The organism is Winogradskyella immobilis (assembly GCF_021887715.1).
GTDB classification, from domain to species: domain Bacteria; phylum Bacteroidota; class Bacteroidia; order Flavobacteriales; family Flavobacteriaceae; genus Winogradskyella; species Winogradskyella immobilis.
Map to the genome: position 1 here is coordinate 297,988 of NZ_JAIQXX010000001.1, position 19,667 is coordinate 317,654.

Genomic DNA, 19,667 nt, shown 5'->3' on the forward strand with positions numbered 1-19,667 from the left:
TTATATTGAGATTATTTTCTTAATCCTAATTCTTTAACAATTGCACGATATCTTAAAATATCTTTCTTAGTTAAGTAATCTAATAGAGATCTTCTTTTACCTACTAGTTTTACTAATGAACGCTCAGTGTTATAATCTTTACGATTGTTTTTTAAGTGTTCAGTTAAGTGGTTAATACGTTCTGTAAATAATGCAATCTGTCCTTCTGCAGAACCAGTATCGTTTGCTCCTTTACCGTGTTTTGAGAAGATTTCTTCTTTAGCTTCTTTTGATAAATACATGCTAATATTATTGTAAATGATTTTTATGTATACTGAAAGTCTTTCTTTCAGGCGGCAAATATAGTAATTTTTAAGAATTTAAAGAGAGTTTTTAACTTTTTAAACTTTAGTTAAAGTTTAATGACTTTTTTCCATTTTATTATTTATATTTAGACTTCCCTATATTTAATAATGCAGATTATGATTAATTATAAACTCGATTATGCTTTTATTTAGGTTAAACATAATAGGATTTTTAAATGGGCATTACATTCTTCAATTATATATTAATAGCAGGAGTTATTCAAGGCTTTGTTTTTAATGTTGTTACTTTATTTAACAAGAAGAGTTTGGTTAAGGTTATTATATACTTAAACTTAACTGTTTTGTTTCTTTCATTAAATAATTTACAAGCTTGGTTAATTGATGTAGGTTTTTCTTCTAACCTATTTTTTATTAAAAATTTACTTATACCATGGTATATGATGATGTTTCCTATGTTTTATTTGTTTTTAGTCAATTATCTAAGAGTAAAAAAACAAATAAAAAACATATTAAAAGGTTCGATTTTATTTTTTTTATTACAAATACTAATTAGAATTTCTTTGATTCTTTATGTGTTATATACTAAAGAGGGGAGAAGTACTCTTATTATAGAAAATTATACCTCAATTGAAGAGATTTGTAATGCTGCATTTGGTTTGTTTATAATTTTTAAATCCTCATATCTCGTTTTTAAACAAAGAGAATTATATAATCATATACAAACTTATGATGATATAAAATGGATAAAGTTTTTTTTGATTTTAGGAGGTGTTATATTCCTTTTCTGGATTTTTGCTATAATAATGAACTCTATGGGAGATAAATGGGCTTATTATTTACTTAGGTTAGGTACTTCTTTTTTGTTATATTGGATAGGTTATCAAGGGTTTTATAGATATAATATTCTAAGAAATAGAATTTTATTACGTCGTTCTATTACAAATAATACCAGACAAGCTAATGGGAGTCGAAAAGACATATCAAGTCAATTATTAGAAAAATATCAAGATGATTTCAATACAATTAATAATTATATACTAAAAAATAATAGATTTTTAGATCCTCACTTTAGTTTAGATAAACTTTGTGAGGAATTGAATATGAGTTCTAGTCATATTTCTAAGATAATTAACAATTATAATGATTTTAATTTTTCAGATTATATAAATGCTTTGCGGATTGAACAAGCAAAAAAACTACTGTCTGATGATAGTTTTAATAAATACACAATTGTAACTATTGGATTAGAATGCGGTTTTAATTCTAAATCAACATTCTATACAGCATTCAAAAAATTCACGTTTCTTACGCCTTCTCAATTTAGATCAAAAAATTAAAATTTCATAGTATATCTGCCACTTTCCACGCTTTTTATTAGGATTTCAGCTTCATGTTAACATTAACAACATCAAATTTAATAAAGATTAATCTTCAAAAATAATGTCCAGATTTATATAATTTAGAGAATCTTGGACACCTTTTTTAAGAGCATAACTAATTTTAACTAGCTAAAAAAATATAATTATGAGAGTAACACTTTTAGTTTTTTGTATATACAGTATATTATTTAATAGCTGTAGTAATACTGATGATGAACCAGAACTTAGATTACCTCCAATTACACAAACGGGAGCTAATACCTTTGGGTGTCTTATAGATGGACAGTTATTAATACCAAGAGATGGCTCAGGATCTACTTTGGGGCCAGATTCTGGGATGAGCTTTATTTCTTTAGGGGAGTTCCCAAATTACTTATATAATGAAATTTCTGTTAGAGATTTTAAATCGGGAAATGGAGAACTACTGGATATTCATTTTGTTGATTTGCATCAAAATGGAGAAGGAATATATAATGTTAAAGAAAGTAACTGTCAAGATAATGTGGATGCTAACCCAAGTTTAAATATTAGATCTCGTATTTGGGATGAGAATGAACAAATTTTTAGATGGTATTGTTCTATTGAGGATAGTGGGACATTAACCATAACACGTTATGATTCCGAAAATAGAATTGTTTCAGGGACATTTAATTGTATTGTGCAAAATAGAGATGATCCTAACGACTTTATAGAAATTACCCAAGGACGTTTTGATATTAAGTGGGATACGTTAGCAGACACCTCATTTCCTTAAAAAAAATGGGTGCTACGCCAATAGCACCCTCATAAATAAAACTTTTAAATAAAAAATGCTTCATCTATTAACACTTCAAAATTATGAAAAACTTTATTACTTACACCTCTCTTTTACTATTTATTAACTTATTTTATGCTCAAGAAATCAATGTGCCAGAGCCAGATATTGATAGTATGCTTATAAACATAGACAAAAAAACATTAAAGTCTTCTTTTCTTTATGAGAGGACTACTCCCTTAGCCAATTTAGTTGGCTTTAATAATGAGACTAGGAATGAAAGCACTTTAAGTTTTTTTGAGCAAGCATTGCAAGAGTTATATAAATCTTCAAAAAAAGATAAATATAAACCAGCAAAACAGGCTAGGAAAGATTACAAAGAAGAAGCTGATTTAAGCATAGTAGATATAGGTGTAATACATAATACACTATATAGACTTAACTATAATAGTGAAGATGAATCATTGGGAGCATTAAGCTTTAATGGTAATATTTTTACTCAAATTAATGACAATCCTCCGTTCCTTAGTGAGGATCTATTAATTATTTCACCACTTTTAAAATATGCTGTTGGATCTTTAATAACATTTAAGTTTAAAAAGAAATTATTTTTTGAAGACCACAATAATAAAATAGAATCTATAAAAGCAAATTTTGATACTAACGAAAATTATATTATATACTCTAAAAACAACTATAAACAAAATGAATTAGTTATACAGTATGCTGAAAGTGGTTATAAAAAAATAACCTTTGAAGCAACTTATGAAGACGGTACTACCAAGATTACTTATGGGAAATTTCATGTAAAAACGAATTCATCTATAGTAAATAAAACAAGTGTATTAAATAGAACAGATCCCCTCGTTGAAGATGTAAAAGGCTTTGTGTCTACAATACCATTTCAAGGTTATGATGAAACATCTCCAATTTTTGGGGAGCTAGACTATAGAGTGTTTTATCATACTAATGGAGGTAATGCCCAACGTACCCTTTTAAAGCCTATTATAATAATTGATGGGTTCGACCCTGGCGATAAACGAAAAATACAAGATGAAGATTCTCCACTGCCTTCAGGAGAGCATACATCTATAGAAGAATTCATGATTTATTTTGATAACCAAGGAACTAAACAAGAACTAATTCCTGTTTTAAGAAATCTTGGTTATGATGTCATTTTAGTCAATCAGCCTACTTATACAAGAGGGACTAAGGTAATAGACGGCGGTGCAGATTATATAGAGCGTAATGCATTAAGCCATGTTTCACTTTATCAGCACCTAAATAATACATTGTTTACAAATAATAGCAGTGAAGAATTAGTTATTGTTGGTCCTAGTATGGGCGGACAAATAAGCCGTTATGCGCTTGCTTATATGGAGAAACACAATATTAATCATAATACACGTTTATGGGTAAGTATTGATAGTCCACATTTAGGGGCTAATATACCAATGGGTATTCAGTCTATGATAAATTTGTTAGATGTCTTTGGTGATAGCGTTGCTGCTGAAGATTTTTATTTTAATCAATTAAAATCTACAGCATCTAATCAACAATTAATAGAACAACATTTAATTAATCATTTACCAGATTATTTAAATGGAGGCTCACCAGTTCATCAACAGTATTATAATAATATGGAATCAAATGGTTTGCCAAACTCTAATGGGTATCCACAAAATTTAAGAAAAATAGCAATAGTTAATGGATCATTAGAAGGTGTAAAAGTTGGTGTTGAAGCAGAAGAAGATTTTAGAGTACACGGTTTTGTAGATCAACTTTGGTGGACTATTAAAGTTGCTGAAATGAATACCAATTATATGCCATCTATTGGAGTTAATAAACAAGTTGCAAGATTATGGAGAGAATTAAAGCCCTTAAGAACAGCTTCTTATACTAATAACAATCCTAGAGGTAGTCTAGATGTATTGCCAGGAGGTTTGTTTAATAGCGAAGATCAGATTCATAACTCAGTTATTGGTCAAAGTGTAGGTATTTCAAATTGGGATAATGGATTAAACTTTGGGGAATTTGCACTTGGTCTATTTGGTATTTGGGGAGATCATTTTGAGTCTCGTACTAATAAGCAAGTGCACTCTTTTATACCTACAGTTAGTGCATTAGGTTTTAATAATCCTAATTTTAATTGGGGACAAAAGCTAGATAGAAATTTAGTTTGCTCTAATGAAATTCCTTTTGATAGTTATTTTGGACCTAAAGTAAATGAACAACATACTTCTTTTACAGAAAATAGTGTTAATTGGCTATTGCAAGAATTAGCTGGTAATACACAAGATCCTTATTTTCCAGTTAATTCGAATAACTTAATTGGAGAAGAAATAATTTGCAGTGGAGAAATAGAAACTTATACATTTAATAATTGTAAAGTACCGGGAAATGTTGCTACTTGGGAAGTTTCTAATAATATACAAATTTTGAGTAGTACAGGTAATTCAATTACTATCAGAACAAATTCTGACCATAGAAGTTTTGGTACAATAAAAGCGATTTTTGAAAATAATATAGAAGTTGAAAAAGAGGTATGGTTAGGTAAACCAACAAATCCAAATGGGTTTTCAGGACCAAGACAAGTTTTAACAGGAAGTGTTGTTAATTATTTATCAGGAAATATAGATGGAGCTACATCCTATATGTGGGATTTGCCTCTTCCTTATTCTACAGTAAGTTCATTTAATTTTTCTTCATTTAATTGGCAACAATTGCAAACTTCTAGTTCTGTTAATGGAATAGTAGCTTTTACAGGCACAGGTGGTATCAATGGATATGTTAGATTAAAAGGTCAAAACAAATGTGGTGTTGGTTCAACATATTCTGATTACATAACACATGATTCATCAGGTGGCAAAGGTGGGATTGGGATAACTCCTTCTCGTTCTTCAGAAATATTAGATGAAAAGTTTATAAATGTCTACCCTAACCCTTCCGATGATTTAGTTAATATTTCATTAAGATCTAGAAAAACTAATGTTAAAAAAGAATTTTTAAAAATAGATAAAGTTTTAATATTTGACCAATTAATGGTGAAAGTAAAAGAAATTTCTTATTTAAAAGATTCAGATAAAGTACAAATTAACCTTAAAGGGTTGAGTGCAGGAATTTACTATATTAAAGTTAGCACTAACGAAAGGGATTTCAATTTAAAAATCATAAAGAAATAAAAGTTAATTTATAAATGAAAAGCGACCACATTGGGTCGCTTTTTTTATGCTCTTATTGGTTGATTAGTTACTAAATCGATATATTGATTTACTTTATCTTTAAGGTGTTTTCTATGCGTGATAAAATCTAAAAACCCGTGTTCTAATAAAAATTCAGAAGTTTGAAACCCTTCTGGTAATTCCTTACCTGTGGTATCTCTTACCACACGTGGTCCAGCAAAACCAATTAAAGCTCCAGGTTCAGAAATATTAATGTCTCCTAACATTGCAAATGAAGCTGTTGTACCTCCAGTAGTAGGGTCTGTACATAATGAAACGTAAGGTATGCCAGCATCAGCTAACTGTGCTAATTTTACAGAAGTTTTTGCTAATTGCATTAAAGACAATGCCGCTTCCATCATACGAGCACCACCAGATTTACTAATAATCATAAATGGTAGCTTTTTCTTTAAAGCATAATCAGCTGCACGTGCAATTTTTTCTCCGACAACACTTCCCATAGATCCACCTATAAAAGTAAAATCCATACAAGCAATAACTAAATCTTTGCCTTTAGATTTTCCTATGGCGGTTCTTACAGCATCTTTAAGGTTGGTTTTAGCTTGAGCAGCTTTTAAGCGGTCAGGATATTTTTTAGTGTCTTCAAATTTTAAAGGATCTTTAGACGTTAATCCAGTATCTAACTCCTTAAATTTATTATCGTCAAAAAGAATTTCAAAGTACTCTTTACTTCCAATTCTTACGTGGTAACCATCTTCAGGACTAACATAGAAATTCTGTTCAAGCTCTTTGGTATCTATAATTTTTCCGGTAGGAGATTTATACCAAAGTCCTTTGGGAGTATCTTTTTTTTCTTCAGTAGCGGTTTGTATGCCTTTATCTTTTCTCTTAAACCAAGCCATCCTATTTGTATTTAGTTCGTATAGTTAGTGGATGCAAATTTATAAAGTATTTACATTATTTAGGTCTTCAAATGCCTTTTTTAAACGTTCAACAAAAGTGTTCTCACCTTTACGTAACCAAACACGCGGGTCGTAATGTTTTTTATTCGGAGAATCAGGACCATCAGGCGAGCCAATTTGAGTCTGTAAATAGGCTGTTTTATCAGCCATATAATCTCTAACACCAGACATAAATGCGTATTGCATATCAGTGTCGATGTTCATTTTTATAACACCATAACCTATAGCTTCTCTAATTTCTTCAACCGTAGAACCAGAACCACCATGGAATACAAAATCGATATGATTATGTTCTACACCATATTTTTCTGATATATATTCTTGCGAGTTTTTAAGAATCTTTGGGGTTAATTTTACATTTCCAGGTTTATAAACCCCATGTACATTTCCAAATGCAGCAGCAATAGTAAATTGATCGCTAACTTTACTTAATTCTTCATAAGCATATGCTACTTCTTCAGGTTGTGTATACAATTTAGATTCATCAACATCACTATTGTCAACTCCGTCTTCTTCGCCACCTGTAATGCCAAGTTCAATTTCTAAAGTCATTCCCATTTTACTCATACGCTCTAAATACGCTTTACATATTTCAATATTCTCTTCAAGTGGTTCTTCACTTAAATCAATCATATGAGAGCTATATAAAGGTTTTCCTGTTTCGGCAAAATGTGTTTCACTAGCATCTAATAACCCATCAATCCAAGGTAAAAGTTTTTTTGCACAATGATCTGTGTGCAAAATAACAGGCACGCCATAAACTTCTGCCATTTGATGAACATGTTTTGCTCCTGCAATACTACCAGCAATAGCTGCTTTTTGATTTTCGTTACTTAAACCTTTACCAGCGTTAAAAACGCCACCTCCATTTGAAAACTGAATAATTACAGGCGCATTTAAAGCAGCAGCAGTTTCTAAAACTCCATTGATAGAGTTAGAGCCTACAACATTTACTGCGGGTAATGCAAACCCTTTTGCTTTAGCTAAATTAAAAATAGCTTGTACTTCTGTGCCTGTAGCAACTCCTGGTTTTATAGAATGACTCATGTTTTTATTTATTGCGATTATAAGATATCAAAAATACATAAAAATAGAGAGTAAGTCTATATCTCATTAGACTATATGCTCAATATTTTTACGAAAACGATTTAGTCTTTTAAGAGTAATATTAGAAAGGATAGTTAATTCCTATGTTATATGTGGCATTTCCGAAATTGTAATCTCTAAACCATCGATTACTTTGATTTAATGAAGGATCATAGGTTCTAAAACCAATATCTCCACGTAATACGAAGAGATCAAAATCATATCTTATACCAAAACCGCTACCGACTGCAATGTCTTGTAGATCTTCTAGATTATTAAATGTTGAATCAGGGTCATCATCTACATTTCCAAATGCATTCCAAATATTACCAGCATCAATAAAAATAGCTCCGTCAATACTTCCAAAAAGATTAAAACGTTGTTCTAAACTAAAATGTAACTTTAGATTGGCTTCATTAAATTCTTCAATATTTTGAGAACGACCAGGACCTAAATCGTAAGCAGTCCAAGCTCTATTATCGTTTGGGCCACCAGCGAAATAACTTTCAGCAAAAGGAATATTATCTGAGTTTCCATACGGAATAGCAACGCCAAAAAAGCTACGCATAGCTAAAATGTTTTTACCGCCAAAGTCCCAATATTTAATATAATCGAATTCCGTTTTAAAATATTGAGAGAATGTTACGCCTAAAGCTTCGAAACGTCCATCTTCATTCCTTTGACTTCCTGTTAAATTATATATAGAAGATAAAATATTTCCTGCAAGCTCAACATGAAATTTAAATGAAGAAAATTTATTGGTATTATTAGTTCTCCAATCTTTCTTATAATCAAAATTTGTAGATATAATAAGGTTGTCTTCTGTTAATCGTTGTCTTCGTTCTTCAATATTACTGACGGCAATAAAATCGTTATCATCAGGTGTTAATGATGTATTTCCATCGATTACTTCTTGTATAAATGTATTGGCAGGTTCAAAAGATCTAGGATCATCTATTAATAGAATTTCATCACTGCCTATAAAACCAATATCTTGAGCGATTGTGTTTAGTCGATTAAAGGAATTTGCATAAACATCAAAGTAATTGCCAACGTTTAAGTTTCGTACATATTGAATATTAAATAATTCAAGATTGTTAGTCACAGCATTTGAAGGAAACCAATTATAAGCAAAAACAGAGGATAAGGTTTGTCTATCCAACCCAATATTCTGTTGTCCAGTGGCTGTAATATTGATTTTGGTAGTAGGAGACATAAATTTTGGTATAATTCTGTCTGTATTGAAAGGAATGTAAAAGCGTGGAATAGTTAGCGCAGCTGTGATTCCAAATTCGTTAATGTCAAAAAATACACCACTATCATTTGCATTACTATTTCTTGAAGCTCCAATAGACCCTAAAAATGAAATATCTAAAGTCTCTGCACCTTTAAAAGCGTTTCTAATTTTTAAGCCTGTACTCAGAGCTACACCAGCAGTTTGGATATTACTTTGGGATAAATTGACTTCATTTGTCCAAGAATATTTTTTATCTGGAGATAAATAAATATTAGCTGTTAAAGTCGTGTCTTGTTCATTAGGAATATAATCTATACCTAAGGATTTAAACATTTGTAATTGGTTAAGATAACGAGATGTTCTTGTACGATCAATATCTCTGTAGAGACTGCCTTCTTCAATAAAAACAGCGTCAGTTAATGCTTGAGGTTTAAATTTAAGTTGATCGTAGCTGTACAGACGATATCCGTTACTAGTAATACTATCTGTAATTTTTTTATTAGCTATTCTGTTCTCATTAGTAGCATCTGTAAAAATATTTACATCTTTAATTTTATAGACTTTAAAAGGCTCTGTGCGCGTATTATTGTTGTCATCTCTTATAACTCTGTCAGTTATAAAGAGTTCTGCATTAAAAGTATTTGTTGTCTTAAATGTATCAATCTCAACACGTAAATAATCTTGTGTAAAATGATAGACTCCAGAATTACGCATTAAATTATTAATACGTCCAATCTCTTTAATGTAATTGTCTTCATCATATTGTTGTCCTTTTTTAATAAAAGAGGTATTTGTATTTCTATTATATATAGAATCAATTATTGGAGTTTTAATGTTGGTTATCAATGAATCTAATGTATATGGGGCGTTTTTGTTTACAGTGTATTTTACCTGAGCACGTTTGTTGGAGTCACGTTGTATTTCAAAATCAACAGTATTATCTATAAAACCACGTTTGTAATAATATTTTCGTAACCGTTCACTAGTTCTTTCAGTACGGTCTTCACTTAATATGGTTGGTGCTTCTCCGCTTCTTTTTAACCAAGCATTAAATTTTTTACGAGATAAGATTTCTTTATCTAATTGTTTTCTAGACAGCAATTTTGTTTTGCGTCTCACTTTAGAAGAATCATCATACACTTTAGTTTGAAGAATAGAGTCTATATTAGGTCTTGCGAGATTGTGTATGTGCAGTCTAAAAGGAATATTTGTAAACGGAATAGGTAATGTTGTATTTGGTTTTTGAAGCGGAATATTATTAACACGTTCTTCAGTGTTAACTTTACCGTCAACTTCAATAGTGTTTTTAGTTAATAAATGCTCGCCGTCTTTAACATGCTTTACAGCGTTGCAAGAAAATATAAATACCAGCAATAGCAGAGCTAAACTCTTATGTATTGCCGATACATAACTTATATTAGTTGTTGTTTTGCTGTACTTAGAATTCAAATTTTATATCAATTTTTTTGATATTGTTTTATCTAAACAAAAATTAGTCCAAAAAAGTATTAATTTTTAAACTATTATTGCGTTAACAAATGTAAAGACATTTTAATGTTATCAAAGAATCAGATAAAGTTAATTAAAAGTTTAACTCAAAAAAAATTCCGAGAGCAACACGGATTATTTACGGTAGAAGGTGTAAAAGGGATTACAGAGTTTTTAAATTCTAAAATAGAATTACAACATATTTATACAATAACTTCAATCTTTGATACGGATGAAAGTCGTACAACTGTAATTTCTGAAGCAGAATTAAAAAAAATAAGCCAATTAAAATCACCAAATACAGCTTTAGCTATTTTTAAGATACCTGTTAGTAAACCGATAGAAGATTCAAAACTTATAATTGCACTAGATGCTGTTAGAGATCCAGGAAATTTGGGGACTATTATTAGGCTTTGCGATTGGTTTGGTGTTAAAGATTTAATCTGTAGTAAAACAACAGTAGATTGTTATAATACTAAAGTAGTACAAGCATCAATGGGCTCTTTAACTCGAGTTAATGTTAGTTATATAGAGTTGGAAGATTTTTTAAAGGCATCTAAAATCGAAAAATTTGGCACTTTTTTAGAGGGTGAATCTATTTATGAATCTGTTTTGCCTGAAGAAGGTATTTTAATTTTAGGAAATGAAGCAAATGGTATTTCAAAAACCATAGAAACATTAGTAGATACTAAATTGACAATCCCAAGGTTTGGAAACTTAAAAGCAACTGAAAGTTTAAATGTAGCTACAGCAACTTCAATTTGCTTAAGTGAATTTAAACGTTCTTTTATCTAAAAGTGAAATTAATAAAGATGCCTCTTGTTTTCATTGATCTAACATTGCCAGTCCATGGACTATTAGGATCTTCATCTCTAACCAGTTCGTCATTAAGTCCAAACACTCCACGGATTGATGGTGTAAATTTAAAATAAGTAAGGTATAGATCTATACCAAAGCCTATTTCATAAAAGTAGTTGCTATTTGTCGTTCTAAATTCGCCTGAACTATTATCATCTGGATTGTTTTCATTACTAGATAAATTTATAGCTGTAGATAATCCACCTACAATAAAAGGCCTAAAATTATTGATGCGATTGGCAGAAAACTTTAATAATAACGGAACATGTATATACGTTGACTTTACCTCTCTAATTAAGTCAGAAGCCCTAAAATCTATACCTCCAAAAGCACTTTCATTGTATTGTAAATTACGTGTCGTAAAAAACACACCTGGCTCTAGACGCAAGTTAAGATGGTCATTTAATCTTAAATCACCGGTTAAACCAACTTGAAAACCAACTGTAGTGTCAACTAAGATATCATCTAAATCTTGCTCGTAATTAAACTGAAAATCGTAACTATTAAAACCTAAAAAATAACCCCAAGACAATATTTTTTTGTCCATGTTTTCTAGGTTAGGTATTTTTTCTTTAGTGAATAGTTGTGCAAAACTATTACTAGAGATTAATAAAATGATTACAACACTAATTAATTTTTTCATATTATGCTTTAGATGCTGTGTAAATTGTAGCTACACCAAATGTTTGAGGTTTGTCCTCGACATTTATAAACCCAATTTGTTTTAAAATATTGTTTAAAGCTTCTCCATATGGAAAAACAGAAGCAGATTCACATAAATATTTATAAGCACTTCGATCTTTAGAAAACACCTTGCCTATAGTTGGTAATATATATTTTGAATAGAATTTATACCCTTGTTTGTAAAAAGGTTTTGTAGGTACTGAAGTTTCTAAAATAACAAAGACTCCGTTAGGTTTTAAAACTCTTAAAATTTCGGATAACCCTTTGTCTAGATTCATGAAATTTCTAACACCAAAAGCTACTGTTATAGCATCAAAACTATTGTCTTCAAATGGTAAGTCTTCAGAATCTCCGATAACCATATCAATAATACCATCTAAATTTTTAGATTTAACTTTTTGACGCCCAACCTCAAGCATGCCATCACTAATATCTAAACCAATAATTTGCTTAGCGTTAGTACTAGTTAAGTTTATAGCAAGATCACCAGTTCCTGTGGCTATATCTAATATGGTTTCTGGGTTTTTATCAGCAACAATTTTAACAACCTTATTTCTCCATTTAACATCAATGCCAAAAGAAATCACACGATTTAACCCATCGTATTCTTTAGAAATGGTGTCAAACATTTTAGTGACCTGTTGCTTTTTGTTAAGCGCGCTGTCTTTATAGGGTTTAACTTTTTCGGTCATTAATTTTTTTTGCAAATATAACCTATTATTAGATTTTTACAGATGTTGTTTAAATATTATATTGGTTTAAAAATCAATGTTTCACTCAAAAATAAATGTATATTTGTATGTTTTTGGAAATAAGAAATAATGAAAATTATTATTGCAGGCGCTGGTGAAGTAGGGTTTCATTTGGCTAAATTATTATCATTCGAGTCGCAAGAAATCACTTTAATTGATAATAAAAAAGATGGACTTACTTATGCGGGAGAACATCTAGACATTAAAACAATAAAAGGCGATGCAACTTCTATAACTACATTAAGAGAAGCTCGTATAGAAATAGCAGATTTATTTATTGCTGTAACCTCATCCGAAACTACAAATATTACAGCTTGTGCTTTAGCCAAACAATTATTAGCTAAAAAAACAATCGCAAGAATTTCTAATACAGAATTTATAGATAATAAAGAAACGGTAAGCTTCTCTAAGTTTGGTATAGATGAGTTAATTTCACCAGAGTCACTTGCTGCTTCAGAAATAGAGTTGTTATTAAATCAGTATGGGTTTAATGATACTTATGAATTTGAAGAAGGAGCACTTACAATGCTAGGTTTGCGTATATCGCGTACTGCGGCTTTTGTTGGAAAAACAGTAAAGGAAGCTGCAGAATTGTACTCTGAACTTCATTTTATTCCTATAGCAATTCAACGTTTTGGCACACAGTATACGATAATTCCTAGAGGTGACACTATTTTTAAAGAAGGTGATAAGGTTGTTTTTGTAACTTCTAAAGGAGGTGATCAAGAGTTGTTTGATTTATCAGGGAAAGTTAAAGTTGAAATAAAAGATGTTATGATTCTTGGCGGTAGTCAAATAGGTTATAAAACTGCAAAAGACCTTGGCCAGAGTAAAAATGTTAAAATTATAGAAAGTAGAAAAGATATTGCTGAAGAATTGGCTGATGATTTGCCTAATGCTTTGGTTATATGTGGTGACGGAAGAAATGTAGATATTTTAGAAGAAGAAAATATTTCTGATATGGATGCCTTTATATCTGTAACAGGAAACTCAGAGACAAATATTATGTCTTGTCTTTTAGCAAAATCTAAAGGAGTAAAAAAAACCATTGCTTTAGTTGAAAATATGGATTATTATCAACTGTCACAGTCTATAGGTATAGATACTTTAATAAATAAAAAACTCCTTGCGGCCAACAATATTTTTAGATATATACGTAAAGGCGAAGTGGTTGCTATGACCAAGTTGACAAATATGAATGCAGAATTATTAGAGTTTGTTGTAAAACCAAACTCTAAGATTACTAACAAAATAATTAAAGAACTTAATTTTCCGCGTTCGGCCATTTTTGGAGGCGTTATAAGAAGCGGAATAGGATTAATCCCGTTAGGGGATTTTAAAATTGAAGCAGGAGATAGAGTAGTCGTTTGCTGCTTACCTCGCTCAATATCTCAAGTTGAAAAGTTTTTCTCTTAGTTTATGACTCGCATAAAACTTAATTATAAAATTATTTTCCATTTTTTTGGATTATTGCTGTTATTTAATGGCGGTTTTATGGCTATTGCTACCTTAATTAGTTTAATCTATAAAGATGGTGTTACTTTTAAATTACTTCTATCTGCGCTGATAACGTTACTTATAGGCGCAGCGCTAATGATAGGCACAAGAAAGCATCGCAAAGAGATGAATAAGCGCGAAGGTTATATTGTAGTCGCTTTTGGTTGGATTGTAATGTCTTTAACAGGAACACTTCCTTATCTTATTACTGAAGCGATACCTTTATTTACGGATGCGTTTTTTGAAACTATATCAGGTTATACCACAACAGGTGCAAGTATCTTGAATGATATTGAAAGTGTGCCTAAAGGAGTACTCTTCTGGCGTAGTACAACACATTGGATTGGTGGTATGGGTATTATTGTATTAGCAATTGCTATTTTGCCATTGTTAGGTATTGGAGGTATGCAGCTTTTTGCAGCAGAAGCTCCAGGACCTAGTGGCGATAAATTACACCCTAGAATTACAGATACAGCAAAACGTTTGTGGCTAATTTATGTAGGTTATACCATTGCAGAAACACTATTGTTACAAGTGGCGGGAATGTCTTTTTTCGATGCTATTAACCATGCTTTGAGTACTTTGTCTACAGGCGGATTTTCAACTAAAAATGATAGTATTGCGCATTGGAATTCTAATCCGGCTATTCAATATATCATTATGGTATTTATGTTTTTAGCAGGTACTAATTTTGTGTTGAGTTATTTTGCATTTAAAGGTAAAGTGCAAAAAATCATTAAAGACGAAGAATTTAAAATTTACTTTAAATTTATAATTGTATTTACTGCGATTGCTGCATTAATCATATATTTTAATGCGGACCCATCGCAATCCTCGATAGATCATCCTATGGTTATGGGTGAGTTTGAAAGCGCTGTAAGACATGGTTTATTTCAAGTATTAGCCATTATTACAACAACAGGTTTTGTAACTGCAGATTATACTTTATGGACTCCTTTTTTAACGGTTTTCTTTTTTGGACTCATGTTTTTAGGAGGATCTGCAGGTAGTACAGCTGGTGGTATAAAAGTAGTGCGTCATTTGGTTTTAATTAAAAATGGTTTTTTAGAATTTAAACGTGCACTTCATCCTAACGCTATATTGCCAGTACGTTATAATAACAGATCTGTGTCTGGTGATATTGTATTTAATATACTAGGGTTCTTTATTGTTTATATGCTTTTCTTTATTTTCGGAGCTTTAGTGTTTTCAATGTTTCAAATGGATTTTGAATCGGCGATTGGTTTGTCAGCCTCAAGTTTAGGAAATGTTGGGCCAGCTTTAGGGGATTTTGGACCTACACATAATTATGCAGCATTACCACCTTTAGCAAAATGGTGGGCTTCTTTTTTAATGCTTTTAGGTCGATTAGAATTGTTTACAGTGCTTATTTTATTAACTCCTTTTTTCTGGCGAAATAGATAATAGAGCGTTATTTTTTCATTTTTTTTCAATTTTAAGAACCATCAGTATTTACTGATATTTCCATAGTTTTTTGATTAATTATAACATAACATATTCGTTATACTCTGTAACATTTTATTTAATATGGCGTCATATAAGTGTAATCAATTAAAAAATAATCAATCATGGAATTAGTATTAACACAACAAGAAACAGAACCATCACCCAGAACAAGAAAAGAATTTGTATTCAATAATGAACACTTATTAAATTCTACTTACAAATCAGTAGTTAAACAGAACTTAACTAATTCTTCTTCGACATCTGTATTTGGTGTAAGACAGCATCTTAAACATAAGAGATTCAATATGGTCAACCATATGGATATGGTATTAAAACTTTCAATATTTGTAATTACATTGGCAATACTGTTTTAATCCTAAAAAACATAAATAATCTTAAAAGGTGCTTGTAAAAGTGCCTTTTTTTTATGCATTTTTCCACGATTTTTAGAGATCATCTCTTTGAAATTAACTCATGTTTAATCCTTTAAATAGCAGTATTATGTCAATCTTAGCAATGAATTTAACAATTAAGAATAATAGAAAATTACTTCTTAAAAGAGATAAGTTTAAAAACACATTACGTTTAAGAACATCTATATGTGAAGAGAAAACAGAATATAATTTGCCTAAAGCAACTAATAAACAATTAAGTGCTATTAGAAAACGCATGAAAATGGAGCGTCAGATTTGGTGGGTAAAAATAACTGTGGTAACCTTAATAGGATTTTTTGGTTTAATAGTAGCTTTAATTGTTTTAACTAAATCGTGAGTTTGATTTAAGAATTCAATAATTAATTGCTTCATCTCTATAAAAATGAAGAGTCACACTGAGCGCAATCAAAAAGATCTTTAAAGCCTAGTATTCAAAATAGGTTTCGACTGCGCTCAACCTGACATTAGTCTTTTGTATATATTAAAAGAAATAACCTTTATTTATCTAATGCGGTTTTAATACGTCTTGCAGCTTCTTTAATTTGCGATTCAGAAGCAGCGTAAGAAATACGAATACAGTTTGGGTTTCCAAAAGCTTCACCTGTAACTGTTGCTACATTAGCTTCTTCTAAAAGGTACATGGAAAAATCAGACGCATTGTTTATAGATTTTCCTTTTAGTGTTTTTCCGAAATAGTCAGATACATCAGGAAAAATATAAAAGGCACCTTCAGGCTCATTACATTTAAAGCCATCGATAGCTCTAAATAGACCTAAAACAAGTTCGCGTCTTGTTTTAAACTCATCGATCATATGTTGAATGCGAGATGGCGATTCGTTTAATGCTGTTATTACTGCACGTTGCGCAATACAATTAGCACCACTAGTTACTTGCCCTTGCATTTTATTACAAGCTCTTGCAATTTCTGTTGGTGCACCGATATAACCTATGCGCCAACCCGTCATAGAAAATGCTTTAGATACACCATTTACAGTAATGGTTCTATTAAACATATCATCAAAACATGCCATAGAAATATGGTCTCCAACAAAATTGATGTGTTCGTAGATTTCATCAGAAACTACATATATATTTGGGTGTTTTTGTAATACGTCGGCTAAAGCTCTAAGTTCTTCTTTGCTATAAACAGAACCACTTGGATTGCAAGGTGAACTGTACCAAATCATTTTAGTTTTTGGTGTAATGGCAGCTTCTAATTGCTCAGCCGTCATTTTAAAATCATTAGTAATAGAGGTTTCTACTTCAATAGGAACTCCACCATTAAGTTTTACAATATCAGAATAACTTACCCAATACGGACAAGGTAAAATAACTTCATCTCCATCATTTAACATTACGGAAGCAATATTAAATAAACTCTGTTTTGCACCTGTAGAGACTACAATCTGAGATTTGTCGTAATTTAAATTATTATCACGTCTAAACTTATTAATAATAGCATCCTTTAATTCCACATAGCCATCAACAGGTGTGTAGCTGTTGTAATTTTCATTTACAGCTTCAATTGCGGCAGTTTTAATGAAATTTGGTGTGCTAAAATCAGGTTCGCCTAAACTAAGGCCTATAATATCTTTTCCTTCTGCGCGTAGCTCTCTTGCTTTTGCTGCCATCGCCAAGGTTGCTGAAGTAGATAGATTATTAATTCTATCAGAAAGGTTATTCATGCTAATGAAATAAAAAAGTTGATTAAATAGTTACAACGGGTTTAGTACCCATTTCTTTCAGAAATTTAAAATGCGCAATAATAGCTTTACGTGTTGTTTTATATTCTTTATATGGTAAATTAAATTCTTTTGCAGTTTCTTTTACAATTTCAGCAATTTTACCATAATGAATATGGCTAATATGAGGAAAGATATGATGCTCTACTTGATGGTTTAAACCACCAGTATACCAATTTATAATTCTACTTTTTGCTCCAAAATTAACGGTTGTTTTTAACTGATGTATAGCCCAAGTGTTTTTCATCATCCCATCTTTTTCAGGCATTGGCATTTCTGCTTCGTCCATAACATGTGCTAACTGAAAAACAACGCTTAAAATTAAGCCTGCAACATAATGCATAATTAAAAATCCGATAACGACCTCATACCACGCTAAATCTGTTAGAAAAATAGGAATGGCAATCCACATAGCAATATAAATAAGTTTTGAGATGACTAATTTACTCCAATTCATTACTGGATTCGGGAATTTGCCATAAGACAATTTGCGTTGCATGTAACGCTTCATCTGTTGAAAATCTGTTGTAATTGCCCAGTTTATAGTTAATAAACCATATAGCAAAATAGAATAGTAATGTTGAAATTTATGATGTTTATACCATTTAGCATGTTCAGAAAAACGAAGAATGCGTCCTGCTTCTAAATCTTCATCATGGCCATGTATATTAGTATATGTATGGTGTAATACATTATGTTGTACTTGCCAGTTGTAAACATTTCCTGCTAAAATGTATATGCTACTTCCCATTAATCGATTTACCCATTCTTTGTTAGAAAAAGAACCGTGATTACCATCGTGCATTACATTCATGCCAACGCCTGCCATGCCAACTCCCATAACAACTGTTAATAAAACTTGTATCCAAGTTGGAATATTTAAAGTTAAGAGTAAAAAATATGGAGTTAAAAATATAGCAAACATTACTATTGTTTTAATCCATAATTTATAATTACCTGTACGTTTTATGTTATTTTCTTTAAAGTAATCGTTAACTCGCTTATTAAGTGTTCTGAAGAATTTTGCAGAATCTTTTCTTGAGAATGATAAAGCTTTTGGTGTATTCATACTATTTTATACGTTTTCACATAACGAATATAAGCTAACATTCATTATATAGTAGGCAAAGATAATTAATAATTGTACGCTTTTGTTGGAGTTTAGTTAAAATATCAATATTTAAATTAACTATTTTTGCAGAAATATTGACAATGGAGCTCATACTAAAATACTTTCCTAACCTTACAGAATTACAAATACAACAATTTGAAGCCTTAGAAAATCTTTATAAGGATTGGAATAGTAAGATAAATGTAGTCTCTCGTAAAGATATTGATGAGTTGTATTTACGACATGTTTTACATTCTTTAGCAATTGCTAAGGTGATGCCTTTTGCTGATGGCTCTTCTGTTTTAGATGTAGGTACTGGAGGTGGTTTTCCTGGAGTGCCATTAGCTATATTATTTCCTAATTGTCAATTTCATTTAGTAGATAGCATTAATAAAAAATTGAAGGTTGTTAATAGTGTTGCAGAACAGTTAGAATTAAAAAATATTAAAACGACGCATAGTAGAGTAGAAGCTATTAATGAAACTTTCGATTTTATTGTAAGTCGTGCTGTAACTGCAATGCCAGAGTTTACTAAATGGGTGAAAGGTAAAATTAAAAAAGATCAGAAAAACCAATTTAAAAATGGAATTTTATACCTTAAAGGTGGAGATCTAAAGGAAGAATTGAAACAATACACAACGGTTAAAATTTTTCCTTTAACCGATTATTTTAAAGAAGATTTTTTTGAAACTAAAAAAGTGGTATATCTACCATTGAAGCATAAATAAA

General features: G+C 30.7%; 16 protein-coding genes. 8 read left to right on the forward strand and 8 right to left on the reverse strand.

Annotation, left to right across the window (positions count from 1 at the left end):
• Positions 1 to 11: 11 nt before the first annotated feature.
• Positions 12 to 281 (reverse strand): 30S ribosomal protein S15, encoded by a 270-nt coding sequence (gene rpsO / locus K8Z87_RS01335; protein WP_227475648.1) that lies wholly within the window; start codon positions 279 to 281, stop codon positions 12 to 14.
• A gap of 239 nt (positions 282 to 520) precedes the next feature.
• On the opposite strand from rpsO, the gene K8Z87_RS01340 reads away from it, so the two are divergent.
• The 3 genes from K8Z87_RS01340 (at position 521) to K8Z87_RS01350 (ending at position 5,620) form a co-directional block, all read left to right on the forward strand.
• The gene (locus K8Z87_RS01340; protein ID WP_227475649.1) at positions 521 to 1,642 is read left to right on the forward strand and encodes a helix-turn-helix domain-containing protein; all 1,122 of its coding nucleotides are present in this window, start codon (positions 521 to 523) and stop codon (positions 1,640 to 1,642) included.
• Between the two features lie 187 nt (positions 1,643 to 1,829).
• Positions 1,830 to 2,438: a Riean_0653 family protein gene (locus tag K8Z87_RS01345; RefSeq protein ID WP_227475650.1), complete on the forward strand. Its 609-nt coding sequence runs from the start codon at positions 1,830 to 1,832 to the stop codon at positions 2,436 to 2,438.
• A gap of 83 nt (positions 2,439 to 2,521) precedes the next feature.
• A complete protein-coding gene (locus K8Z87_RS01350) occupies positions 2,522 to 5,620 on the forward strand; it encodes a T9SS type A sorting domain-containing protein (RefSeq protein ID WP_227475652.1) in 3,099 nt (1,032 codons plus the stop codon).
• Between the two features lie 44 nt (positions 5,621 to 5,664).
• Here the strand turns inward: K8Z87_RS01350 and accD are convergent, their stop codons facing one another.
• The 3 genes from accD to tamL form a co-directional block, all read right to left on the reverse strand.
• Positions 5,665 to 6,522: an acetyl-CoA carboxylase, carboxyltransferase subunit beta gene (accD, locus tag K8Z87_RS01355; RefSeq protein ID WP_227475653.1), complete on the reverse strand. Its 858-nt coding sequence runs from the start codon at positions 6,520 to 6,522 to the stop codon at positions 5,665 to 5,667.
• Between the two features lie 39 nt (positions 6,523 to 6,561).
• Entirely contained in the window at positions 6,562 to 7,629 is a 1,068-nt protein-coding gene (fbaA, locus tag K8Z87_RS01360; protein ID WP_227475654.1) for a class II fructose-bisphosphate aldolase, read from the reverse strand.
• Between the two features lie 121 nt (positions 7,630 to 7,750).
• Positions 7,751 to 10,354 (reverse strand): translocation and assembly module lipoprotein TamL, encoded by a 2,604-nt coding sequence (gene tamL / locus K8Z87_RS01365; protein ID WP_227475655.1) that lies wholly within the window; start codon positions 10,352 to 10,354, stop codon positions 7,751 to 7,753.
• 105 nt (positions 10,355 to 10,459) lie between these two features.
• On the opposite strand from tamL, the gene K8Z87_RS01370 reads away from it, so the two are divergent.
• Complete coding sequence (locus K8Z87_RS01370) at positions 10,460 to 11,188, forward strand: TrmH family RNA methyltransferase (RefSeq protein WP_227475656.1); 729 nt, start codon at positions 10,460 to 10,462, stop codon at positions 11,186 to 11,188.
• On the opposite strand, the gene porT is transcribed toward K8Z87_RS01370, so the two are convergent.
• Both porT and ubiE read right to left on the reverse strand, forming a co-directional pair.
• Positions 11,181 to 11,894, reverse strand: a complete 714-nt coding sequence (gene porT, locus K8Z87_RS01375) for a type IX secretion/gliding motility protein PorT/SprT (protein ID WP_227475657.1) — start codon at positions 11,892 to 11,894, stop codon at positions 11,181 to 11,183. The genes K8Z87_RS01370 and porT overlap by 8 nt on opposite strands.
• 1 nt (position 11,895) lies before the next feature.
• Complete coding sequence (gene ubiE, locus K8Z87_RS01380) at positions 11,896 to 12,627, reverse strand: bifunctional demethylmenaquinone methyltransferase/2-methoxy-6-polyprenyl-1,4-benzoquinol methylase UbiE (protein ID WP_227475658.1); 732 nt, start codon at positions 12,625 to 12,627, stop codon at positions 11,896 to 11,898.
• Positions 12,628 to 12,756: 129 nt separating this feature from the next.
• Here ubiE and trkA point away from each other — a divergent pair, with 129 nt between their 5' ends.
• From trkA to K8Z87_RS01395, 3 genes are all read left to right on the forward strand, one after another.
• Positions 12,757 to 14,103: a Trk system potassium transporter TrkA gene (gene trkA / locus K8Z87_RS01385; RefSeq protein ID WP_227475660.1), complete on the forward strand. Its 1,347-nt coding sequence runs from the start codon at positions 12,757 to 12,759 to the stop codon at positions 14,101 to 14,103.
• 3 nt (positions 14,104 to 14,106) lie between these two features.
• Positions 14,107 to 15,609 (forward strand): TrkH family potassium uptake protein, encoded by a 1,503-nt coding sequence (locus K8Z87_RS01390; RefSeq protein ID WP_227475661.1) that lies wholly within the window; start codon positions 14,107 to 14,109, stop codon positions 15,607 to 15,609.
• A 543-nt stretch (positions 15,610 to 16,152) separates the two neighbouring features.
• Positions 16,153 to 16,422 carry a hypothetical protein gene (locus tag K8Z87_RS01395; RefSeq protein ID WP_227475664.1) on the forward strand — a complete coding sequence of 90 codons (270 nt, stop codon included), beginning with the start codon at positions 16,153 to 16,155 and terminating at the stop codon, positions 16,420 to 16,422.
• A 160-nt stretch (positions 16,423 to 16,582) separates the two neighbouring features.
• On the opposite strand, the gene K8Z87_RS01400 is transcribed toward K8Z87_RS01395, so the two are convergent.
• Together K8Z87_RS01400 and K8Z87_RS01405 are read right to left on the reverse strand one after the other, a co-directional pair.
• On the reverse strand, positions 16,583 to 17,770 hold the full coding sequence (locus K8Z87_RS01400; protein ID WP_227475665.1) for a pyridoxal phosphate-dependent aminotransferase: 1,188 nt from the start codon (positions 17,768 to 17,770) through the stop codon (positions 16,583 to 16,585).
• Between the two features lie 22 nt (positions 17,771 to 17,792).
• Positions 17,793 to 18,896: a fatty acid desaturase family protein gene (locus tag K8Z87_RS01405; protein WP_227475666.1), complete on the reverse strand. Its 1,104-nt coding sequence runs from the start codon at positions 18,894 to 18,896 to the stop codon at positions 17,793 to 17,795.
• 143 nt (positions 18,897 to 19,039) lie between these two features.
• Here K8Z87_RS01405 and rsmG point away from each other — a divergent pair, with 143 nt between their 5' ends.
• Complete coding sequence (rsmG, locus tag K8Z87_RS01410; RefSeq protein ID WP_227475667.1) at positions 19,040 to 19,666, forward strand: 16S rRNA (guanine(527)-N(7))-methyltransferase RsmG; 627 nt, start codon at positions 19,040 to 19,042, stop codon at positions 19,664 to 19,666.
• Position 19,667: the final 1 nt, after the last annotated feature.